At 43.5% G+C, this 21,275-nt stretch carries 16 protein-coding genes and 1 tRNA gene; 12 read left to right on the top strand and 5 right to left on the bottom strand.

Annotation, left to right across the window (positions count from 1 at the left end; all coding sequences use genetic code 11):
- Nucleotides 1–34 precede the first annotated feature (34 nt).
- Nucleotides 35–1,549, bottom strand: a complete 1,515-nt coding sequence (gene ppx / locus AC0NJP_RS14310) for an exopolyphosphatase (RefSeq protein ID WP_474700247.1) — start codon at nt 1,547–1,549, stop codon at nt 35–37.
- Between the two features lie 133 nt (nt 1,550–1,682).
- Nucleotides 1,683–2,243, bottom strand: a complete 561-nt coding sequence (locus AC0NJP_RS14305) for a biotin transporter BioY (protein WP_474040826.1) — start codon at nt 2,241–2,243, stop codon at nt 1,683–1,685.
- A 261-nt stretch (nt 2,244–2,504) separates the two neighbouring features.
- Between AC0NJP_RS14305 and AC0NJP_RS14300 the strand changes: the two genes are divergently transcribed.
- Genes AC0NJP_RS14300 through AC0NJP_RS14290 form a run of 3 tightly spaced genes read left to right on the top strand, consistent with a single transcriptional unit; the run spans nt 2,505 to nt 6,489 of the window.
- Complete coding sequence (locus tag AC0NJP_RS14300) at nt 2,505–4,067, top strand: Ppx/GppA phosphatase family protein (protein ID WP_474700246.1); 1,563 nt, start codon at nt 2,505–2,507, stop codon at nt 4,065–4,067.
- Complete coding sequence (locus AC0NJP_RS14295; protein ID WP_474700245.1) at nt 4,060–6,156, top strand: RNA degradosome polyphosphate kinase; 2,097 nt, start codon at nt 4,060–4,062, stop codon at nt 6,154–6,156. The genes AC0NJP_RS14300 and AC0NJP_RS14295 overlap by 8 nt, the downstream gene beginning before the upstream one ends.
- A 36-nt stretch (nt 6,157–6,192) precedes the next feature.
- Nucleotides 6,193–6,489, top strand: coding sequence for a hypothetical protein (locus AC0NJP_RS14290; RefSeq protein WP_474040816.1), 297 nt, complete (start codon nt 6,193–6,195; stop codon nt 6,487–6,489).
- A 162-nt stretch (nt 6,490–6,651) separates the two neighbouring features.
- On the opposite strand, the gene AC0NJP_RS14285 is transcribed toward AC0NJP_RS14290, so the two are convergent.
- Entirely contained in the window at nt 6,652–7,659 is a 1,008-nt protein-coding gene (locus tag AC0NJP_RS14285; RefSeq protein WP_474040815.1) for a sodium:calcium antiporter, read from the bottom strand.
- A 188-nt stretch (nt 7,660–7,847) separates the two neighbouring features.
- On the opposite strand from AC0NJP_RS14285, the gene AC0NJP_RS14280 reads away from it, so the two are divergent.
- Both AC0NJP_RS14280 and AC0NJP_RS14275 read left to right on the top strand, forming a co-directional pair.
- Nucleotides 7,848–8,441, top strand: coding sequence for a DJ-1/PfpI family protein (locus tag AC0NJP_RS14280; RefSeq protein ID WP_474040814.1), 594 nt, complete (start codon nt 7,848–7,850; stop codon nt 8,439–8,441).
- A 45-nt stretch (nt 8,442–8,486) separates the two neighbouring features.
- Nucleotides 8,487–9,557: an EFR1 family ferrodoxin gene (locus AC0NJP_RS14275; protein WP_474700244.1), complete on the top strand. Its 1,071-nt coding sequence runs from the start codon at nt 8,487–8,489 to the stop codon at nt 9,555–9,557.
- A 34-nt stretch (nt 9,558–9,591) separates the two neighbouring features.
- Here the strand turns inward: AC0NJP_RS14275 and AC0NJP_RS14270 are convergent, their stop codons facing one another.
- A complete protein-coding gene (locus AC0NJP_RS14270) occupies nt 9,592–10,869 on the bottom strand; it encodes a cation:dicarboxylate symporter family transporter (protein WP_474040812.1) in 1,278 nt (425 codons plus the stop codon).
- A gap of 226 nt (nt 10,870–11,095) precedes the next feature.
- Between AC0NJP_RS14270 and AC0NJP_RS14265 the strand changes: the two genes are divergently transcribed.
- The 6 genes from AC0NJP_RS14265 to AC0NJP_RS14240 all read left to right on the top strand — a co-directional run bounded on the left by AC0NJP_RS14265 (nt 11,096) and on the right by AC0NJP_RS14240 (nt 18,237).
- Complete coding sequence (locus AC0NJP_RS14265) at nt 11,096–12,418, top strand: ATP-binding protein (protein ID WP_474700243.1); 1,323 nt, start codon at nt 11,096–11,098, stop codon at nt 12,416–12,418.
- A 4-nt stretch (nt 12,419–12,422) separates the two neighbouring features.
- Nucleotides 12,423–13,352, top strand: a complete 930-nt coding sequence (locus AC0NJP_RS14260; protein ID WP_474700242.1) for a response regulator — start codon at nt 12,423–12,425, stop codon at nt 13,350–13,352.
- 86 nt (nt 13,353–13,438) lie between these two features.
- A tRNA-Arg gene (locus AC0NJP_RS14255) sits at nt 13,439–13,515 on the top strand.
- A gap of 275 nt (nt 13,516–13,790) precedes the next feature.
- Nucleotides 13,791–14,897, top strand: a complete 1,107-nt coding sequence (locus tag AC0NJP_RS14250; RefSeq protein ID WP_474700241.1) for a citrate/2-methylcitrate synthase — start codon at nt 13,791–13,793, stop codon at nt 14,895–14,897.
- A 74-nt stretch (nt 14,898–14,971) separates the two neighbouring features.
- Nucleotides 14,972–15,976 (top strand): isocitrate/isopropylmalate dehydrogenase family protein, encoded by a 1,005-nt coding sequence (locus tag AC0NJP_RS14245; protein ID WP_474700240.1) that lies wholly within the window; start codon nt 14,972–14,974, stop codon nt 15,974–15,976.
- 14 nt (nt 15,977–15,990) lie between these two features.
- Entirely contained in the window at nt 15,991–18,237 is a 2,247-nt protein-coding gene (locus AC0NJP_RS14240; RefSeq protein WP_474700239.1) for a hydratase, read from the top strand.
- Between the two features lie 88 nt (nt 18,238–18,325).
- On the opposite strand, the gene AC0NJP_RS14235 is transcribed toward AC0NJP_RS14240, so the two are convergent.
- Nucleotides 18,326–19,435 (bottom strand): hypothetical protein, encoded by a 1,110-nt coding sequence (locus AC0NJP_RS14235; protein ID WP_474700238.1) that lies wholly within the window; start codon nt 19,433–19,435, stop codon nt 18,326–18,328.
- A gap of 359 nt (nt 19,436–19,794) precedes the next feature.
- Here AC0NJP_RS14235 and AC0NJP_RS14230 point away from each other — a divergent pair, with 359 nt between their 5' ends.
- On the top strand, nt 19,795–21,198 hold the full coding sequence (locus tag AC0NJP_RS14230) for a sigma-54 interaction domain-containing protein (protein WP_474700237.1): 1,404 nt from the start codon (nt 19,795–19,797) through the stop codon (nt 21,196–21,198).
- The last annotated feature ends 77 nt before the right edge of the window (nt 21,199–21,275 follow it).

Below are 21,275 nucleotides of genomic sequence, written 5' to 3'. Positions count from 1 at the left end.
GCCGGTTTAGGCGAATGGGTAGGAGTCTGAGGCGTTATTCAATAATTAGCGGAATTTGCATCTCTTTACGGAACCACTTGGTGTGTTTCTCCGCGGATTGTCGTTCAATCAGCGCATCTTCTTCGAACGTCTTAAGCGTCAGTTTGGCTTTATCGTTCTCGATAGTGGCGCTGACACTTTGGATGCGATGCATTTGCGTTTCGTCAAGGCTTTCCGCCAGAGAGAGCAGTAAAGCGAGCTTGCGAGCTGTGCTCCAATCTGCTTCATCAAGAAATTCATAATAATTGCGGCGAACGGCTTTGCCGCTCATGCCGTGATGCCAGCCAGCTACAACGGCAACAAGCATTTGTTCGCGGTGGGTCAGGCCAAATAGACGGGCGTTTTCTACGAGGTAGGCTGTGTGGCGCGTATGATCATAGTAATTGATCGTTATGCCGATATCATGGAGAAATGCGGCAACCTTTAATAAAGTGCGTTCACGTCCGGTAAGCTGCAAGAGATCCTTCCAGCCGTCAAAGAGGCTCAAAGCTAGATAAGAGACGTGGTAGGCATGGAGGGTATTCCCTTTATAAAAGAGCAACATATTGCGCGTGCTGTGCATTAGAATGTCAGGCAGAACGTCAGGCTGATTTTCCCGCTGCAGATAGTAGTGCATGAACAATCCTTCGCGCAGACCGCTGCCGCTGACAATAAATTGCGTTCCGGCAGCAACCTCAAACAAGGTTTTTACAATATTGATGCCAGCTATAATAATATCAGCCCGTTCACTGCTGAGACCCGGCAGCTTACGTCGCTGATTGAGATTTGTACGAATCAACGTTTGCCAGAGATTTTCAAAAGAAATCATCCCCATACGATAATTGTGGATTTTCGGGAAGGGATAGTTTTTCTGTCTCTGGTCCATTTTGGCAATGTTACGAGCGGTGCCGCCAATGCCCACAAGAGGGAGTTTCAGATTTTGCAGCCAGGGGATGGCGGCAAAGGTCTTTTTGATGTATTCCGTTAAGGCCGTAAGGTTTTCGTTTGATACTTTGTCTTGGGTTTTGAATTTTTCCGTCAAAGTAATGGCGCCAAAAGGAATGCTGATTAATTCGACTACCTTATGATCGCGGATCAGGGTAAGTTCCGTACTACCACCGCCAAGATCAAAGAGCAGCGCATCGCGAATATCAATTGTATTGGTGACGGCAATACTACCGATTTTGGCTTCTTTTTCGCCGCTGATAATTTCTAAATCAATGTTTGTTTTGTCTTTTACGAGTTGGATAAATTCCTGTCCGTTGCGGGCATTGCGTACTGCTGCCGTAGTTACGGCAATAATCTTGTCCGCTTTGTGAATTTGACACATGTGGGCAAAGGCGTTTAAGGTGCGAATCGCTCGCTCTATTGCTGCAGGCTGCAGGCAATTGTCTTTTTCCATGCCTTCGCTGAGCCGGACCGATTCTTTTTGATTGTATACAAGATTGTAGGCGCCATTATGGTAAATATTCGAAATGACAAGACGCGCTGAGTTGGAGCCAAGATCGATAACTGCTACACTTTCTGTCATATACTGCCTCCTGAAGAAATCTTACTTCCCTTATTTTATCACGCTCTTTGTCGGCTGAACACCACAGAAAGGGGAATGGATTATTTTTCCATTCCCCTTTCTGTTTTGAATCGACAGTAATTTATGGTAGGATCTAGCGACGAAGCCCCAGACTGTTTAAGATCGGTATAATTTTAGTACCACTGTAAGCAATGATGATACTAAGAAGAAGATCCGGCAAAATATATGGTGTGAACCCTACAGCAATTGCTTTTAATACAGCCATTTCTTTGTGGAGATATAAATTTACAATGCCGTAAAGATAGGTGACGCCGATGAGATACAGACAAGCGAGCCCTAGTAAAATACCGCTAAAGAGACGCAAAAAAGAGGGTCTGCCTGTGAATCCTTCGGTTGATTTACCAATGATGAAAGCGCAGAGTATAAATCCGACTAGATAGCCGAAGGTCGGTTGCAATACATAAGCAGGGCCACCGCCATTTACAAAAACGGGAATTCCGATTAGGCCGAGCGCTACATAGAGAAGCTGTGAATAAGCGCCGTTTCTTGAACCAAGCAACAAACCGGCATAGGCGCAGAATAAGAATTGCAGCGTATAGGGGACAATGGGAGTTGGAATTTTAGTAAAAGCGCCGACCGCTGTAAAGGCAGCAAATAAAGCAATGAGGATCATATCACGTACAGGAAGTTTCATGGATTACAATCTCCTTTGTTAATCAATTCTGTCTCTATTCTAAAATACTTTACAGCCAATGTAAACCTAAAAAATATGAAAGGTTAACTTTTAATGAGCTGATAGTCCCTTTCTCAGTCGAAGCTCCGTAAAATTTAATAATTACTTAACATAAAGAGGATTATTTAAGCAGGAAAATAAATGAAAGTAACACGAATTATAAGAAAGATAAGATAGAGCAGATAGAGCAGATAGAGCAGGTATGATAGAGGAGGCGACGTTGTGGCAGATAAAATGCCAGACTATTTTGCCGCGATTCACTTAGGTTCTGAGCAAGTGAGTATGCAGATTGTCGAATATACTTCACTTCAAAATATGAAGGTTATAGACCGAGCCAGCCGCGCCGTTGATTTAGGTGAGGAGGCTTTTCAGACCAATAAAATTAGTTTTGGTACGTTAAATGAGGTTTGTGAGCTTTTAAAAGGCTATCGTCGGATGCTTGCTGAATATGGCGTCCGTGATTATCGTCTCATTGCAACAACGGCAGTACGGGAAGCGGAAAACCAGAAATATATTATTGATCAGATTAAAGTAAAAACAGGTCTTGATGTGAAAGTAGTGGATGTACCGCAGGAGATCTTTTACAAATACGTTTCATCTTATAAAAAACTAGCAGAACAGGGTTTTCTCGAAGCTAAGAAAGCCGTGCTGTTTGTCGATATTTCTTCCGGCGGACTCGGCATGACCTTATGGCAGGACGGCGCGATTAAATATCAGCAAAATTTAAAAATGGGGGCGCTACGGATTAAAGAAAGCTTTTCGGCGGCGCAGCGCGATTCCCTATATTTTCATCAAGCGTTAGAAGAGTTTATCTATGCCGCCATTGAACCAGTAAAAGCCCATCTAGGTCATGTTGACATTGATTATTTATGTCTATCAGGCCGGGAAACGGAACTGCTGCTCAAAATGCTTGGCAAGACCTGGGGAGAAGTCGAAGCTTGTCCTGTCAGTTTGAGCGAATTTAGGGCTTTATATGAAAAAATTAAGCGATTGAACTTATCGCAACTTCAGCAAATTTTCTCGCTCTCGCCAGATGACGCAGCGATGGTTTTACCTACGCTTGTTTTATACCATCAGATTTTATCGTTAACGACGATTGAGCAGATTGTAATTCCTTGTGATCAATTTATGGACGGAATTACGCTGTTGTATTTGGCAGGAAAACAGCAAGACTCGTGGCTGCAAACGATGGAAGATCAGGTCTTTAGTCTAATTCGAACCCTTGGGAAGCGCTATCAGTACGATAAACGGCATTCACAGGCGGTAGAACAATTTTCCCTGTTGATTTTTGACCGCATGGCCAGAATTCATGGCCTAGGAAATCGTGAACGGCTTTTATTGCAGGGGGCGGCTATTCTGCATGATATTGGGAAGTTCGTGAGCCTTCGTTCCCACCCCTATTATTCCTATCGACTGATTTGTTCTTCTGATATTTTGGGACTGTCAGAGAAGGAAAAAGCGGTAATGGCTAATGTAGCCTACTATCATTCGCAAGGGATTCCTGACAATCATCATTACAACTATTCCATTCTTACGAAAAAGAGCCAGGTTACTGTGGCGAAGCTTTCGGCCATACTGCGCTTGGCTGATGCTATGGACCGGAGCCATCGGCAAAAGGCCATTGCGGCTGCCGCTGTTTTCAAGAATAATGAGTTAAACATACAAGTGAAAGTGAATGAAGATTATTCCTTGGAAGAATGGACTTTTGCCGATAAAGCCGATTTTTTTGAAGATGTTTTCGGGATTCGCGCCAATTTGGAAAGGGTGGAAAAGATATATGTTTGAAAGTAGCGAGTATTTTCTGAATCGCGAACTAAGCTGGATTAAGTTTAATGAACGGGTGCTACAGGAAGCCGGTAGTCAGAATAGACCGCAAGGAGATCGGCTTAATTTTTTAGCGATTACCAGCTCGAACCTTGATGAGTTTTTTATGATTCGTGTGGCCGGTCTTAAGCATCAGTTCGATAGCGGCGTCCATAAACTCGATATTTCAGGTCGGACCGTAGAAGAGCAGCTGATTGATATTGCTGTTGAAGTTCACGGGCTTGTAAATCTCCAATATCGCATCTTAAAAAATGTCTTGTATCATTTGGAAGAAGAAAAGATTTTTTTCGCCGCTATGGATAAGTTAAGTGATTCTGATAAAGAATGGTGTTATGAGTATTTTCGCAGTACCATCTACCCAGTTATTACACCCGTTGCTGTCGATGCCAGCCATCCATTTCCCTTTTTATCAAACCGCAGTCTCAATTTGGCGCTGCAAATTAGCCGTAAAGGCAAAGACGAAAAAAAACTCGCCGTCATTCAAGTGCCTGCCGTGTTGTCTCGTATTGTAGAAATTCCGCCTGAAGGAGGAAAACGGCGCTTTGTTTTTTTAGAAAAGATCATTGAAGCTTACTGTGAAGAATTATTTTATGGGTATCAAGTCGAAGACGTTATCCCGTTTCGGATTACTCGTAATGCGGACCTATTTATTGATGAGGAAGATGCCAAGGACCTATTAGAAGAAGTAGAAAAGTCGCTGCGTCAGAGAAAACGCGGTCAGGCTGTGCGATTGGAGATCGGCAAAGGGGCGGCGCCTGCCTTAAAAGAGCTGCTTGTCAGTTCCTTGCATGTTCTAGACCGAGAGGTATATGATATTAACGGACCGCTTGATTTAACTTGTTTCTTTAAATTTATCGGGTTGCCTGGCTTGGAGGAACTAAAACTTCCCCCGATTTCGCCGCAGCTTCCCAAGGACTTAGTCGGTTGCACCGATCTGTTTGCCAGAATTCGCGAAAGTGATGTATTATTGCACCATCCCTATGAATCCTTTGAACCTGTCGTACAGTTTGTTCAGCAGGCCGCTGTGGATCCGGCTGTTTTGGCCATTAAGCAGACCTTATATCGGGTGAGCGGTAACTCGCCGATTGTTCGCGCGTTAGCGCAGGCAGCGGAAAATGGCAAACAGGTTACGGTTTTAGTGGAACTGAAAGCGCGTTTTGATGAAGAAAACAATATCTTATGGGCCAAACGGTTAGAGGAAGCAGGGTGTCATGTTATATATGGCCTGCGCGGTTTAAAGACTCATGCCAAAATGATTCTCGTGGTACGGCGGGAAGCGCGCGGGATTCAGCGCTATGTTCATATGGGAACCGGAAATTATAATGATTCGACGGCAAAGCTTTATACTGATATGGGCATTTTTACCGCCAATGATCAATTTGGCGCAGATGCTTCAGCCTTTTTCAATGTGCTTTCCGGCTACTCTGATCCGCCAGTTTGGAATAAGATCACAGTGGCGCCGCTAGGTTTGCGCCAAAAGCTTGTGGCGTTAATTGATGAACAGATTGAAGTCGCTAAAACGGGGAAACGCAGCTATATTGCGGCGAAGATGAATTCGCTGTTAGATAAGGATATTATAAAAAAACTATATGAAGCATCTGGATATGGTGTTAAAATAGATTTGATTGTTCGTGGTATTTGCGTCTTACGGCCCGGAATAGCTGGAGTTAGTGAAACCATTAAAGTTCGCAGTATTATTGGCCGGTTTTTAGAGCATCATCGCATCCTCTATATTGCCAATGATGATGATGAAAAAGTTTTTCTATCCAGTGCAGACTGGATGCCACGAAACCTGAATGAGCGAGTTGAGTTGCTTTTTCCGGTGGAAGCCGAACAACATATCGAACGGATTAAGCAGATTTTACAGCTTATGCTTGCCGACAATCAGAAGGCGCACAGCATGTGCAGCGACGGTACTTATCGCCGCGTGGCAAAACGCGGGAAGGTCGTAAAAAGCCAAGAAGAGCTTTGTAAACTTGCGAAAAAGGCGGCCGAGTTGCCGCAAGTTCCTTTAGAGCATCGGTTAAAACCGTTGTATCGTAAGGAATAGCTCTCAAGTAATGAAAAAGAACGTTGAGGTGACAGAATGAACACAGATTTTGTAGTTTGTATTCACTATGAAAATGACTATGGTTCCATCCGTTATAACGAAGCGGATAAAAGTTTTTGCGTAAAGCTTGCTAATGAAGCAAAACGCCGCGAAATTGAGACGTATTTATCGACAGAACAAACCATTCATATTGCCAGTGGCGCCACAATTCGTGATTTTGCTGATCAGACAGGTCTGCCAACAGAAAGCCTTGCTTTTTTCAAACAAGTTTTGACGCGTCTTTATAATCATACACAGGTTTTGGTGGATTGGAGTCATCCTGTGATCGAATAAGTCAAGTTATCCACAGAGTTATTCACAAACCTGTTGATATTGTGCATAAGTGCAAAAAAGTAATCCCGCAAAGTCGCTGAATTTCGGCATTTGCGGGATTTTTCACATGAGCTTTTATGTGGATGAGTGACAATTTATTCCTTATTTTATGTGGATAAGTCATTATAAGCTATAAAAATTGGTTACTGGGAAGAAAAAAATGGCGGCAAAGAGCAAATAAAAGATCGCTGCGTAAAGCAGCCGATGGGGCGATAGTTTGTGTTCTTTCAGCGTAATGAGCAGATACATTACGGAAAGTAAGGTTACGATGCCTGACCAGAGCAGGTGGAGATCGAAGAGCCAGGGGGTAAAGAAGAGTCCAAAGGCGCTGGGGACCGTTGCCTGAATCATCATGGCGCCGCTGATATTGCCAAGGGCCAGCGTTTCCTTGCCTTGCCGCACCCAAATCACAGCATTTAAAATTTCCGGTAGTTCCGTAGCGATCGGGCTGCATAATAAGGAAATGATTAAAGGTGAGACATCTAAAGAGCGACCGAGTACTTCCAGTTCCGTTACAAAGACATGAGAGCTGGCAAAAATCAGCACAAGGGCTAGTCCCGTCTGGAAAAATGTCGCTGTCATAGTTGGCTCTTGCCGCTTAGGTTGGAATTTTAGCGGCTCTGGCAGCAGACATTCCTCAAGACATTCGGCGCGTAATTCCCGGTAAAAATAGAAAGCATAGAGGCCCAGAAACACAAATCCCATGAGCGGTTTATAGGCGAAAAGAACGAGACCAAGCAGTACTTTAAAGATAAAAATAGATACAAACCATAGCTGATCTCGCGATAATTTGTGGCCGTCAATGTCAATTTCAAGACCAGCATCGCGTTTTTTCCGAAACAAGATAATACAGAGGCCCACAACGGCGTAGGCTAGCGTGCCAAGTACCAGCGGTCCGCCTAGCGCCGCACCGACGCCAATGTCTTTTTGTTCGCTGCTACCCTGAAAAGCTACAGCGACTAAGGTAACGACACTTTCCGGCAGAGCTGTGCCAAGCGCTGCGAGAATCGTGCCGACAGCACACTGTGAGATATTGAGTTTTTTGCCGACCCACTCAATGCCGTTTACAAAGAGTTCACAGCTATAATAAATTACAATTACCGAAATCAATAAGGCTAAATAAGTTGTCATTGTGATTCTCCTTACAATATTTCTTCATGAAAAAAATGTTAAAACAAACTCATTGTAACGAAAGCACGACTGAAAGTCAAATAAGCGTCCTGTTCAGTCGAGATGAGAAGGGAAAGGGGAGGATTTCCTGCGGGAGTGTCGTAGTAGAAGATGAGCGAAGTGAACGCCATAAGGTTGGGGGAGAGAATGTGGAGCATACAACACGTCAAGTTGGAATTTTGCTGTTTGATGAAGTAGAAGTGCTTGATTTTGCCGGTCCCTTTGAAGTATTTTCCTTGGCACGACAGCCTAAGAGTGAGTTTCAACCTTTTTCTGTACATACGATTTCCGAGCAGGGAAAAATGATTAAGGCAAGAAACGGGCTACTAGTACAACCAGGATTTTCGTTTGCCACAGCGCCGAAGCTGGATATTTTGATTATTCCTGGCGGCTATGGTGCTGAAGAAATTGAGATCAATAATAAAAATCTGATTGCTTGGATTCAAAATCAGCATATATTAGGGGAAATTACTGCCTCTGTCTGTACTGGCGCATTTTTACTGGCGAAAGCAGGACTGCTTGATGGGAAAAGGGCGACAACCCACTGGATGGATTTGGAGCAGCTAGCGATGGACTTTCCCCGTATCAAGGTAGAACGAAACAGTAAATTCGTCGATGAGGGCCAGATTATTACTTCTGGCGGTATTGCGGCAGGCATTGTCATGTCGCTTCATATTGTAAAACGGCTGCTAGGGGAAGAGGCTAGGCAGCACACAGCGAAACGCATGGAATATGATATATAGCTTTTCTTGCCTTTGGCAATTCCGATAAAGTGTTGGTGGTTTTTTATGATCAAAAAACTCGCTATATTTTATATGACCGGAACAGGGAATTCCTATACAGTGGCGTTATGGTGCGCTCAGTTAGGTGAATCATTAGGGCTGTCTGCGACTGTTTATAGTTTGTTTGATTCCAAGGGTTTCGCAGCAACTCAAGCTGGTGAACCCCTTAACGCAGCGGATTTATGTGTATTTGCCTTTCCTACCCATGGCTTTACGGCGCCGTGGCAGGTTATTCGGGCGATTTGGCGGTTGCCTCGCGGCAATCATGCTAGGGCTGTAGTATTGCCGTCACGGGCTGGCACGAGAGTACAGGGAGTTGCTTTGCCGGGAATGGAAGGGACAGCGGGCTATTTAGTTGCTTTGCTTTTGTCCTTAAAAGGCTATCAAGTTCGTGGTGTGAAAGGCATCGACATGCCCAGTAATTGGACGGCGCTGCACTGGGGCATGAGTGAAGAAAATGTTAGTAGTCTGATCAATAGGGCCGAAGCAAAGGTGAAAAAATTTGTACGTTTCATTGTTGCGGGCAAGGCTTCGTTTCAAGGCATCATTCCGCTCGTGATGGGCTTAATGTTAGTTCCGGTTTCGTTGCTTTATCTTTTGCTTGGACAGTTTTTCTTGGCAAAGCTTTTCTTTAGCTCAGAAAAATGCAGCGGCTGTGGGCTCTGCGCGCAGTTTTGTCCTAAGCAAGCTATTATGATGCGAGGAAAACAAGAAAAACGCCCTTATTGGCGTTTCTCTTGTGATAGTTGCATGGCTTGTATGAATTACTGTCCGAGTCAGGCGATCGAAGTCAGTCCGTTATTTGTAATTGTTTTTTACTATTTAATAACAGTGCCGCTAATTACCTACGTAAGCCATTATCTGGTTGGGGGCTATATACCGTCTTATCTTGGTATGTTGTTCCAGGCGGGCTATGCTTTTTTAGCTATTGCAGTCGCCTATTGGCTATTGCATCAAGCTATGTGGTATAAGCCGATAAGGAAGCTATTTTCCTACTTGTGCCATACTCGCTATATGCGACGATACCATGCTCCTGGCATTCTATGGGCAAAATTTCAAAAAAAGCAAAGACCGTGAAGTCTTTGCTTTTTTCATGTTCAACTGATGTTTATTAATGAGATTCATAGGCCATTTGTGCAATGGTTTCTTGTTCTTTTTCTTCATCATACTGATCTTCCCATTTAGCAATGACGATAGCCGCAAGGGCATTGCCGATAACGTTCACGACCGTACGGGACATATCCAAGAAACGGTCAATGCCAGCAATAAAAGCAAGACCTTCGACGGGGATGCCTACAGAGCCTAAAGTAGCTAAGAGGACGACAAAAGAGGCTCCTGGAACACCGGCAATTCCCTTAGAGGTAATCATCAAGACAAACATTAAATAGATCTGATCACTCAAGGAAATATCAATGCCGTAAAACTGAGCTAAGAAAATAGCGGCAATTGCTTCATAAAGAGTAGAGCCTGTCAAATTAAAGGTATAACCTGTAGGAATTACAAATGAAGTAATCGCTTTGGGACACCCCAGTCGCTCCATTTTACTCATAATATTGGGGAGAACTGCTTCGGAGCTAGCTGTAGTATAGGCCAGAATTAATTCATCTTTAATAAATTTCATTAAGGCAATGATGCTAATTCCGCTGGCTTTGGCAATCGGGCCGAAGACAACAAAGATGAACAGAGCCATGGCGCCATAGACAGTTAATACAAGTTTGCCAAGGGGAATGAGCGATTGCAAGCCGAACTTAGAGACAGTTACACCGATTAAGGCAAAAACACCGAAGGGGGCAAATTTCATAACAAGTCCTGTAACCCAGAACATGGTCTCTGCTACGCCTTCACAGAATCGCAGTACAGGCTTGCCTTTTTCGCCAATTGCGGCAACGCCTAACCCGAACACAACAGAGAAGAAAATAATGGCGAGGAGATCGCCTTTGGCTAAAGACTCGAAAATATTGCTTGGAACAATATTGACAAAGGTGTCCGCCAGGCTGTGATGACCAACTGATTCGGCTGTATTTAGATAAGAAGAAATATTAGTTTTGGCCAGAGCGCCGCTATTGTCGATCCCAACTCCTGGTTTCACCAGATTGGCAACGAGAAGACCTAAAAAGATTGCAATAGTGGTAACAACTTCAAAGAAGAAAATTGTCTTGCCGCCGATTTTCCCCAGTTTTTTTGTATCGCCGACGCCAGCGATTCCAACAACGAGACAAGAGAGTACGATAGGAGCTACAATCATTTTAATTAAACGGATAAAGGTATCGCCAATAGGGTTGAGGTAACTTGCTACAGCGGGATTGCCGTAAAAGGCGCCGCCAACGGTAATGCCTAAAATAAGGCCAATTAAGATCTGAGTTCCCAAACCGAGACGTAGTTTCTTCATAAAATCATCCCTTTCGCACAAAATTTTGTAAAAATTTCTGTTGTCGCTTTTTTCAGTAAATTCTATTAAAAATGTATCATGCAATCTATAAAATCCAATATAAATCTACATAAACTTTATAAGTCTCCCCAAAAAGAACAAAAAATAAATAGATCAGTAGACAAGATCTATGGAATATCAAAAATCTTTATGCTATTCTGTACAATGGATAAGGATATGATCAGAAATGATTTCTGCAGCGGAGGATGTGATTTTTTTGGGGAAAAAGTGGTTGTGGCTGTTCCTGATGATTCTTGTTGTACCGCTAGCGGGGGAATTGCAGTTCCATCCTTTTGACGGTGTATTCGGCACGTTTCGAGTTTGTTTAGGATCGCCGGCCTTTTTATTCTTTTTACTATGGACGCAGCGTCAGGCTTATTTTTTAGCAGGCTTTACTGCTGGCGCCGCCGTATTAGTTTTTCGTATTACTTTAGATTGGCTAGTAAGCGGCGCTGGTTTGTCACAGACTTTTATGATTCACTTTCCTGCTTTTTTCTATTATGTAACGTATTCAGCCGTTTTTTACGGCATAAGAATCAAGCATTTTTACAATCGTCCAGTCTGGATTGGTTGTGTTGCCATTGCTGCGGAAATGACGGCTAGTATTGTTGAACTGTTATTTACGTTGCACTATCCCATCTCGCAGGTCGCAATTACCTGGCCTGTAGTCGGCAAGATTTTATTGATTGCCGTGATCCGTAGTTTTTTTGTGCTCAGCTTTTTCTTTATAATGAAACTCCATCAAGCTGAGTTTATGGCAGAGCAGCAAAAGGAACAGAATGAGCACATGCTTTTACTCGTAGCCAGTCTTTACAAAGAGCTGATTCATCTGACTAAGTCACAGCAGAATGCCGAATTGGTTACTAAAGACTGCTATCAACTGTATCAGAGTCTGGAGAATAACCAGAATTCGCTTAACCCAAGTGCGTTGGCCCAAAAATTACTGGAGATAGCCGGTCAGGTTCATGACATAAAAAAAGACAATCAGCGGATTTATGCGAGCTTGACCCGCTTGATTGCCGATGGGGAAGTGAAAGAGTATATGGCCGCTCCTGACCTAGCGGATATGATCATTCAGTCTCATATAAAATACAGTCGTTCTTTGAACAAAGAAATACAATTTGAGTTGCAAGTGACGCCTTCTCTGCCGCAGCTTCATGTATATACGATCTTATCGCTTGTCAATAATCTTGTCTCAAATGCTGTAGAGGCCATCGAAACGGCAGGGGTTGTTCGTATAAACTTTGAGCAGGTAGAAGGTGCTCTAAAGATACAAATTACTGATAATGGGCCAGGAATTACGGCGCGTAAACAAAAGCTGATCTTTCAGCCTGGCTATACGACGAAATTTGATCAAGCGGGGAATCCGTCTACTGGGATGGGACTTCCGTACGTAAAGTATCTGACCAATCAGCTACAAGGCGATATCCTTTTAAAAGATCTGCGGGATAGGGGCGAAAAAGCTTTTATTATTACGCTGCCGCTACGGAATTTGACACAGGGAGGATAAGACAATGCGTTTTTTTATTGTAGACGATGATGAAGTTATCCGGTCCATGGTTGCTGAAATTATTGAAGATTGCGAGCTTGGCGAAGTGGTTGGCGAGGCTGAAAATGGGTCTAAAGTCAATGCCATGCTGCTTGCCGCTAAAGCGGTCGATATTCTGATTATTGATCTTCTAATGCCGATTAAAGATGGAATACAAACTGTGAAAGATTTAAGAGCGGCTTTTACGGGGAGAATCATTATGCTATCGCAGGTGGAAGATAAGGAGACGATCGGCAATGCCTACGGTTTAGGAGTCAATAATTATATTACAAAACCAATTAATCGCCTTGAAGTCATTAGTATTATTCAAAATGTAATGGAGCATATTCAGCTGCAAAATGTCATCCAGAATATTGAAAAGAATTTACACGGATTGGTAGGGGGAAAAGCCGTTGCGGGTCCTAAGCTGAAAAATGAATCAGTGGCTCTGTTAACTTCGGGGCAATTTTTACTGAGCGAACTTGGCATGATCGGCGAAAGCGGTTGCAAGGATCTGCTCGATATGCTTGAATATGTGCAGGCCTATGAGCAGGAACAGCCGGAAAAAGCCGCTTTTCCTTCGCTAAAGGATATTTTTACAAACGTAGCCATGAAGCATGTGGCCGCTACTGAGGCTGAAGCGGCTGCCGTAAAAAAAGAGGCAAAAGCGTTAGAACAGAGAGTGCGTCGAGCCATTTTTCAGGGATTGACGCATTTAGCTTCGCTCGGAATTATTGATTATACGAACCCGTCTTTTGAAAATTACGCACCGAAGTTTTTTGATTTTACAGAAGTCCGAAAGATCATGCTATGCCTGCAGAAAAATCAGAAGTCTTCCATTTCTGATTCTAAGATTAATATGAAGAAATTTGTTCAGATTTTGTATCTCGAGGCAAAGCAGGAAGCCAGAAAGTAAGCGGGTTCTGAGTCGCTTCCTCTCTGCCGCTGAATTGACACTCGAAAGGCGAAATGATATACTTATTAACGTTGAAAATAGATCATGCGCCCGTAGCTCAGGTGGATAGAGCAGCAGTTTCCTAAACTGCGTGCCGGTGGTTCGAATCCACTCGGGCGCACCAGCTAAAAACATTTTTGTACCGTAATAGATATAAATTGCTAACAAGAAGATTTCTCATTTCGTTGAGAGGTCTTCTTGTTTTTTTGTAATTGGGTGACTCCGCAACGGTTTTCCCTATTTGCTTCCAGTTCGTGATGATAAAATACAAAAATTCTGCATATTTTATCATCCGTTGCGCTAGGCAAGAAATAGTGTTATAATGCATTTCATAACCCACGTATACATGTATTAATGTATTTTGAAGATGGCGCGGGTAGAGAGGAGCAGGAATGGAAGATGGCAGCAGTACAGGATTTTGCGTGTAAGACCTCAATATCTTCTATCGATCAAGGCGTCTTGCGCTATTGTGGGTACTCTATTGAGGATTTAGCAGAAAAGGCAACTTTTGAAGAGACGATTTATCTTTTATGGTATGGCCGTTTGCCCAATAAAACAGAGTTGAAAGCTTTGAAACAAGACTTGGCAGAGCAGGCTAAACTCCCGCAGAAAATTTATGATTTACTGCATTTATATGCACCCTGGGGAAATCCCATGGCGAAGCTTCGCACATGCGTATCGTTTTTAACTCATTTTGATGATGAAGTAACCGATAGTTCCTTTGCGGCAGACCATCGTAAGGCGATTCGGATTATGGCCCGGATACCGGCCATTGTTGCAGCAATTGAGCGAATCCGTAAGGGCTTGGAGCCAGTTGAACTGGATGTGCAGGCTTATGACTCTTTATCCGAAGCTTTTTTATGGCAGTTAACAGGTGAAAAACCGGTTCCGCTCGTAGTCAAAGCGCTTGATCAGTGTTTGATTCTCCATGCGGAACATGAATTGAATGCATCTGCTTTTGCTGCTCGTGTCACTGCATCAACTATGTCAGATCTTTATTCAGGCATTGTGTCAGCGATTGGTACGCTGAAAGGCCCGTTACACGGCAATGCCAATGAACAAGTGGCTAATATGCTGCAGGAAATTGGCAGTAAGGATCGTGTAGAAGCTTATATTGAAGAAAAAGTAAAACGAAAAGAACGCATTATGGGGTTTGGCCATCGGGTTTATAAAACAGGCGATCCGCGCGCCGCTATTTTGCGCAATTTAGCCAAACAGCTGGCTGAATGGCGTCAAGAGCCCTATTGGTATGAAGTGTCTACGGAAATTGAAGCAACTGTTCATAAAAAAATTGGTTTATTGCCAAATGTAGACTTTTATGCTGCTTCTGTATATACCTATTTACATATTCCTAGTGATTTATTTACACTCATTTTTGCAATCAGCCGCACTAGCGGCTGGCTCGCTCACATTTTAGAGCAGCATGACGACAATCAATTGATTCGGCCCCGAGCGTTTTATCAAGGTAAGTCAGAAATTGCCTGGCTTGACCTAGAAGATCGCTGAGCAGGACCCTTTACAATAAACATAATAAATAAAAATAGCCAGTAGAAGTTACGAATCGAAGGAGCGATTATACTATGCATAAAGTAACATTAATTCCCGGTGATGGCATCGGTAGCGAAATTGCAGAAGCCGTACAAAAGATCTTTGCTGCGGCGAAAGCCCCGATTATTTGGGAGACCTGTTTAGCTGGTCAAGCGGCGCTTGCAGCCAATGAAACCGCGCTGCCAGAAGCCACGCTTGCCAGTATTCGCACGAATAAGCTTGCACTGAAGGGGCCGCTAACGACGCAGATTGGCGCTGGCTATCGTAGTCTCAATGTGACGCTGCGGCAAACCTTTGATTTATACTGTAATTTACGTCCGGTTAAAACACTGCCTGGTATTGCTACTCGCTATCCCGAAGGCGTCGATATTGTTATCTTTCGCGAAAATACGGAAGACCTCTATGCCGGAACCGAGCAGAAACTAGGAAAAAGTGCTGCTGTAGCCTTAAAAACCATTACTGCCGATGCTTCGCTGCGGATTGCGAAAGCGGCTTTCGCCTATGCGGCGGCTCATGGCCGAAAAACCGTCACAGCGGTTCATAAAGCCAATATCATGAAATGTACAGATGGACTCTTTTTGGAATGTGTTAGAGCGGTAGCTGCAGACTATCCGGATATTGCTTATCAAGAAGTGATTATTGATAATCTCTGTATGCAGCTTGTAATGAATCCGCAGAAATATGATGTTCTGGTAGCGCCGAATCTGTACGGCGATATTATATCGGATCTCTGTGCGGCCCTCGTTGGCGGTTTAGGCGTAGTGCCTGGCGCTAATATCGGTGAGAACTGTGCAATTTTTGAAGCCGTTCACGGTACGGCGCCGGATATTGCCGGCAAGGGACTGGCGAATCCGACGGCCATGCTGTTATCGGCTACGATGCTGCTTGATCATCTCGGGGAAAGTGATAAGGCCCAAGAAATTCGTAAAGCCTTGGAAAGCGTTTTGCAAGAGGGAATCACTAAGACAGCCGATTTAGGCGGCAAAGCCACCACACTAGAATTTACAAATGCTATTATTAGCAAGTTGAAAGGATAGGAGCAATGGGACGTATGATTGAACTCATCCAGGATGGCGTATATGTAGTGCAAGGAGAAAAACTGCTGGAAACAAAGCAGGCTTTGCAGCAGTATACTTGCGAGGAAACCGACTCGGCGGCTAAAGAAATTGCTCGGCGCAACACCATCGCTTATCAGCTGTTAATGAGTCACAATGTTTCCGGTGATGAACAGCATTTGAAACTGCGGATGGATTCGCTAGCTTCCCATGATATTACTTATGTTGGAATTATTCAGACTGCTCTTGCCGGGGGGCTAACGGAATTTCCCCTGCCTTACGTACTGACGAACTGTCACAACAGTCTTTGTGCGGTAGGGGGAACGATTAATGAAGATGACCATCGTTACGGCCTTAGTGCTGCTCAAAAATTAGGCGGGATTTTTGTGCCGCCCCATCAAGCGGTTATTCATCAATACATGCGAGAAATGATGGCAGGCTGCGGCAAAATGATCCTCGGCTCTGACAGTCATACCCGCTATGGCGCGTTAGGAACGATGGCTTTTGGCGAAGGCGGGCCAGAACTGGTAAAGCAGTTATTTAAGCAGACCTATGATATTGCCTATCCAGAAGTCATTGCCGTTTATTTGGAGGGAGATCCTTTGCTAGGCGTGGGGCCGCAAGATGTTGCCCTAACGATCATTGGCGCTGTATTTAAAAAGGGCTTTGTTAAAAATAAAATTTTGGAATTTGTCGGTCCTGGAATCAAAAATCTTTCAGTAGATTATCGCAATGGCATTGATGTCATGATGACGGAGACTGCTTGCTTGTCAACGATTTGGCGTACGGATGAAACTGTGGCCAAATATTATCAAGTTCATGGTCGTCCGGAAGCATATACGAAATTAGAGCCAGGGGCGCTTGCGTATTATGATGGCGCCGTCAAAGTGCTACTCCATGATATTTCTCCCATGATCGCGCTGCCATTCCATCCAAGTAATGTCTGGACGATTGCTGAGCTGAATCGCTATGGCGCTGAGATTCTTCGAGAAACTAGCAATGATTCTTTAGTCGATAAATTGATTGAGGGACGGCTCCAAGTTGACCAAGCCGTTGTGGCAGGCTGTGCAGGCGGAACCTTTGAAAACATTGCAGCTATGGCCGATATTCTGGCAGAGCCTTTTTTACAAAACCATAGTACTTCGTTCAGCGTGTATCCGGCGAGCCAGCCGATTCATTTGGAATTGCTACGCCAGAATAAACTAGAGCCGTTTATTACCTCAGGGGCGATTTTGCGAACTGCTTTTTGCGGTCCCTGCTTTGGCGCTGGCGATGTACCAGCGAACAACGGGCTCAGTATCCGTCATACGACACGGAATTTTCCCAGCCGCGAAGGAGCGATTCCTAGCGAGGGGCAGAGTGCCTTTGTGGCGCTTATGGATGCTCGGTCGATTGCCGCTACGGTGCGAAATGGCGGGCGCTTAACAGCTGCCACTGAGATTGCTGTCAGCAATAAAAAAGAGAGTTATTGTTTTGATGCAGCGATCTATAAGCGGTGCGTATATCAAGGCTTTGGCTGCAGTAAGGCCGAAAAAGAGATTGTTTTTGGCCCCAATATTACCCCATGGCCAACGATTGCACCACTTACCAACCACTTACTGCTAAAAGTGTCAGCTTTAATTTATGACCCTGTTACTACAACTGATGAACTGATTCCTTCGGGAGAAGCTTCTTCTTTCCGGTCCAATCCATTGAAATTAGCTGAATTTACTTTAATGCGGCGTGATCCTAAGTATGTTGCCAGAGCGAAAGAGTTGCAAGGTTTGGAACAGCTGCGGCAGGACTATCCTGATAAATTTCACCTGGAGTTAGCTCCTGTTTTGGCGCAAATTGACGCCCCTAAAGAGCTAAGTCAAATTGCCTTAGGTAGTGTGATTTTTGCCAGAAAACCGGGTGATGGTTCGGCTAGAGAGCAAGCCGCTTCGTCACAGCGCGTGTTAGGCGGCGCCGCCAATTTAGCAATAGACTATGCAACGAAACGGTATCGGAGCAATTTGATTAATTGGGGGATGCTGCCATTCTTGATTGATGAACAGGACTGTCATAAGTTGCAGCTAGATGATTATATTTATCTTCCCAATATTAGAGAGTGTATTGCTAGTGGCAAAACAGAAATTACAGCAGTGCAGATTCAAGCTGGCGGAAAGATGCCGCTACATCTACGTTTAGGCGAATTATCAGAGGAAGAGCGAAAGATTCTTTTGGCAGGCTGTTTAATCAATTATTACGCTGAGACTTTATAGTATGGAGACAGAAAGCAAGCCCTTGATTCTTCTTTGCGGAAGAACCAAGGGCTGCTTTTTATACCAGACAGGTGTGTGGTATTTACGATTAACCGCGAGCGCACAAGGGAATCAGGATGTTCGCGATCAGGCAGCTACCGCCAACAATCAAGAACATTAGGCGATCCATTACGATGGAGAGGTCTTTTTCGTCCTTGCGGACATAGTAGTAATGGGAACATAAGGATAAGATGATGGATAACCCAATGGTAAATAGGCCAATGCCGGCAATATGGTCAGCAATCCCGAACGCGCCAGATGGCGGCAAAATGGAATTGGCCACGTAAGAATTGGCCACAGCGCCGAAATAAGCGCCAGTTGGCAGCGAGAAGCGTGGTCCAATGTCAGAGGGTTTGATAAAAAAACTGGAGAGTGTCAGGAGGATGGCAGCGAAGAGTGACAAGAAGATTTTTATGTAAAAACCATAGTCATTTCGGCTGATTTGTACGGCAGCAATATATTGTGAGAACGTTTTTTTCGTGTTGGGGTCAAGTCTCGGATCACCGTACGAAGAGCGATAACTATGAGTTTTTACTACATTGCTGGACTTAGTAATTTTGTATCCCGGGATATTCAATCTTGAACTGATGTTGGAAGTTTCATCAGCTATGTAGCGAATTTTGCCACCATCGCGAGCACCGTCTTCCACATAGATGTTTAGCATATGATCTTCGATGGGGACACGGGAAGTATCAAAGAATTTGATGATTTTCCCGGAAATACGATAGCGCTGGTAGTTTACTCCATCAGGACCATGGTATTCTTCAATGAGCTCTTTTTTATTAATCATTCCGTCGACAAGGACGAATTTACCCCCAGGGTCTAAAGCCTTATCGCCATTCCACCGGAACCAAATGTAGAAGTTTGTGCTCCAGAAGGAGTCCTTAATGGAGAAGCTGTCAACATCTTCAATGTAGGTGCCAACAGTAACATTTACATAATTGTTGCTTTCTGGCAACGGATCAGGCGGTGTTTTTCCCGGTTCGGCGCCAGTCGGATTCATTCTGGCAGCATGATTCATATCAGAGCGGTGTTTATTTTGGTACATGGTTTGCGCACTAAAGAAAGTAACAAAGGAATATAAAATTAGAATACCGATAGAAAACTGAATGAGGAATTTCTTTCTTTCATTAGTGAGTCGTTGCCAGCTCTCTTTCATGAATAACACCTCTCTTTTAATAGATTTAATTAGTTAAAAATGCGGTGAGAGGTATAATTAGACAAGGTTAAACAAAGTCCTGCTGGCAATTGACTGTTTTAACAGAAGCTTAACATAGTTTTAACAATTGTCTTATACATAGAGACTTTGATCAAAAATCTCCTATAACTCAAAGTGAAACAGACAAATCGGTAATAACCAGAGCGGAGCCTTGAAAAAACTTGACAGAATTCATTTCATGATGAATATAATATAGGGGATGTACAAGATGTTTCAAGAAAATTTCAAATTTATTTAAAACAGTTTTTTTATAGCTTCGAATTTACAACTGTTTGATTCTTAGAAGAAGGTGAAGTTATATGACGATCGGCAAAAACCAGGCTAAAATGAATAAGCGTGCGCTAGAAAAAATTGTTGATAGTTTTCCTGATCCGATTTTTGTTACAGATAAAGATGGAAATGTTTTATTGTCGAATTCTTCGACGGCAATGACTTTGGACATGTCACTTGATCAGCTTTTGAAGTCAAATCTAAATGATGTCGTCAAGCTTGGTTATTATAATGAATCTTATGCCGTACAGGCTGGAAGAAAAAAATGTGTGGTAAAAGGCATCATTCAAACAAAACTTAACTTCACAATGATGTCGACAAGTACGCCTATTCTTAATGAAACAGGTGAAGTGATTGCTGTTATTACTGTGGGAAAATCCTTACGCGAACTGGAAAAGAGCTCCACGCCAGAGGAGCGGGAAAAAGTATCTCAATATAAACGAGAGATTGAATATTTACGCAGTCGCGTACTAGAAACAGATGAAATAGTAGCAGAAAGTACAGCCATGCGGCAAGTCTTACTAAAAGCTCATCGTCTGGCTCAGACAGATAGTACTATCGTTTTGCAAGGGGAATCGGGTACAGGTAAAGAGGTTTTGGCAAAATATATTCATAGACACAGTAAGCGAACAAACGAATCATTTATTGCGATAAATTGTGCTGCCTTACCGGATACTTTGGCCGAATCGGAACTTTTTGGCTATGAAAAGGGTGCTTTCACTGGAGCTAGTACAGATGGAAAACTTGGTCTGTTTGAAGCGGCTAAAGGCGGTACGTTATTTTTAGATGAAGTTGCAGAATTGTCTTTGCCGATGCAGGCTAAGTTGCTTCGTGTGCTGGAGACAGGTGAGCTTCGACGGTTGGGAAGCACTTCTTATCACAAAGTGGACATACGCTTGATTGCGGCGTCTCATCGTGATTTAGCAGCTCTGGTTGAGGAAAGACTGTTTCGCGAAGATTTGTATTATCGGCTGAATGTTTTTACTTTAGAGATAGCGCCATTACGTGAAAGACCAGAAGATATTATTGCTCTTTCAGCAAAGTTTTTAGCCGGATTTAATCAGAAGTATCATTTGGATGTTGAACTGAAGCCAGAAACCGTGTCGGCGCTTTTGGCGTATCGCTGGCCAGGAAATGTACGAGAACTGCGTAATGAGGTTGAACGAATTGTCGTAAGTGATCTTCATGATTTTTCTGATGATCGTGTTGCTTTAGCAACTCAATCCTACGAAGTGGCCAAAATCGATATTTTTAAATTGATGGGCTTAAATGGGCCATTAAAAGATGTGATGAAACAAATCGAAGAACAGTATATCCAATATGTTCTGGCATCTTGTGACGGTAAAATTGGTAAAACAGCGGACAAGCTAGGGATTTATCGAACTGTTTTATATCGAAAGTTAAAAGAATTGCGGCAGAATACCGCGGAATAAAGAATCCTTATTGCAAGTAAGTGCTTTTTGGCACAATGTACCTTAAACAGTACATTGAATGTCAGAAAGCTTTTTTT

It is taken from the genome of Pelorhabdus sp. sgz311002, from assembly GCF_056134285.1.
This window is presented reverse-complemented; position numbering and strand designations above follow the sequence as displayed.

Bases quoted from the DNA above. Each gene is read 5' to 3' on its own strand.
- ppx (WP_474700247.1), bottom strand. From the start codon at position 1,549: ATGACAGAAAGTGTAGCAGTTATCGATCTTGGCTCCAACTCAGCGCGT.
- AC0NJP_RS14305 (WP_474040826.1), bottom strand. From the start codon at position 2,243: ATGAAACTTCCTGTACGTGATATGATCCTCATTGCTTTATTTGCTGCC.
- AC0NJP_RS14295 (WP_474700245.1), top strand. From the start codon at position 4,060: ATGTTTGAAAGTAGCGAGTATTTTCTGAATCGCGAACTAAGCTGGATT.
- AC0NJP_RS14290 (WP_474040816.1), top strand. From the start codon at position 6,193: ATGAACACAGATTTTGTAGTTTGTATTCACTATGAAAATGACTATGGT.
- AC0NJP_RS14285 (WP_474040815.1), bottom strand. From the start codon at position 7,659: ATGACAACTTATTTAGCCTTATTGATTTCGGTAATTGTAATTTATTAT.
- AC0NJP_RS14275 (WP_474700244.1), top strand. From the start codon at position 8,487: ATGATCAAAAAACTCGCTATATTTTATATGACCGGAACAGGGAATTCC.
- AC0NJP_RS14270 (WP_474040812.1), bottom strand. From the start codon at position 10,869: ATGAAGAAACTACGTCTCGGTTTGGGAACTCAGATCTTAATTGGCCTT.
- AC0NJP_RS14265 (WP_474700243.1), top strand. From the start codon at position 11,096: ATGATTTCTGCAGCGGAGGATGTGATTTTTTTGGGGAAAAAGTGGTTG.
- AC0NJP_RS14260 (WP_474700242.1), top strand. From the start codon at position 12,423: ATGCGTTTTTTTATTGTAGACGATGATGAAGTTATCCGGTCCATGGTT.
- AC0NJP_RS14250 (WP_474700241.1), top strand. From the start codon at position 13,791: ATGGCAGCAGTACAGGATTTTGCGTGTAAGACCTCAATATCTTCTATC.
- AC0NJP_RS14245 (WP_474700240.1), top strand. From the start codon at position 14,972: ATGCATAAAGTAACATTAATTCCCGGTGATGGCATCGGTAGCGAAATT.
- AC0NJP_RS14240 (WP_474700239.1), top strand. From the start codon at position 15,991: ATGATTGAACTCATCCAGGATGGCGTATATGTAGTGCAAGGAGAAAAA.
- AC0NJP_RS14235 (WP_474700238.1), bottom strand. From the start codon at position 19,435: ATGAAAGAGAGCTGGCAACGACTCACTAATGAAAGAAAGAAATTCCTC.
- AC0NJP_RS14230 (WP_474700237.1), top strand. From the start codon at position 19,795: ATGACGATCGGCAAAAACCAGGCTAAAATGAATAAGCGTGCGCTAGAA.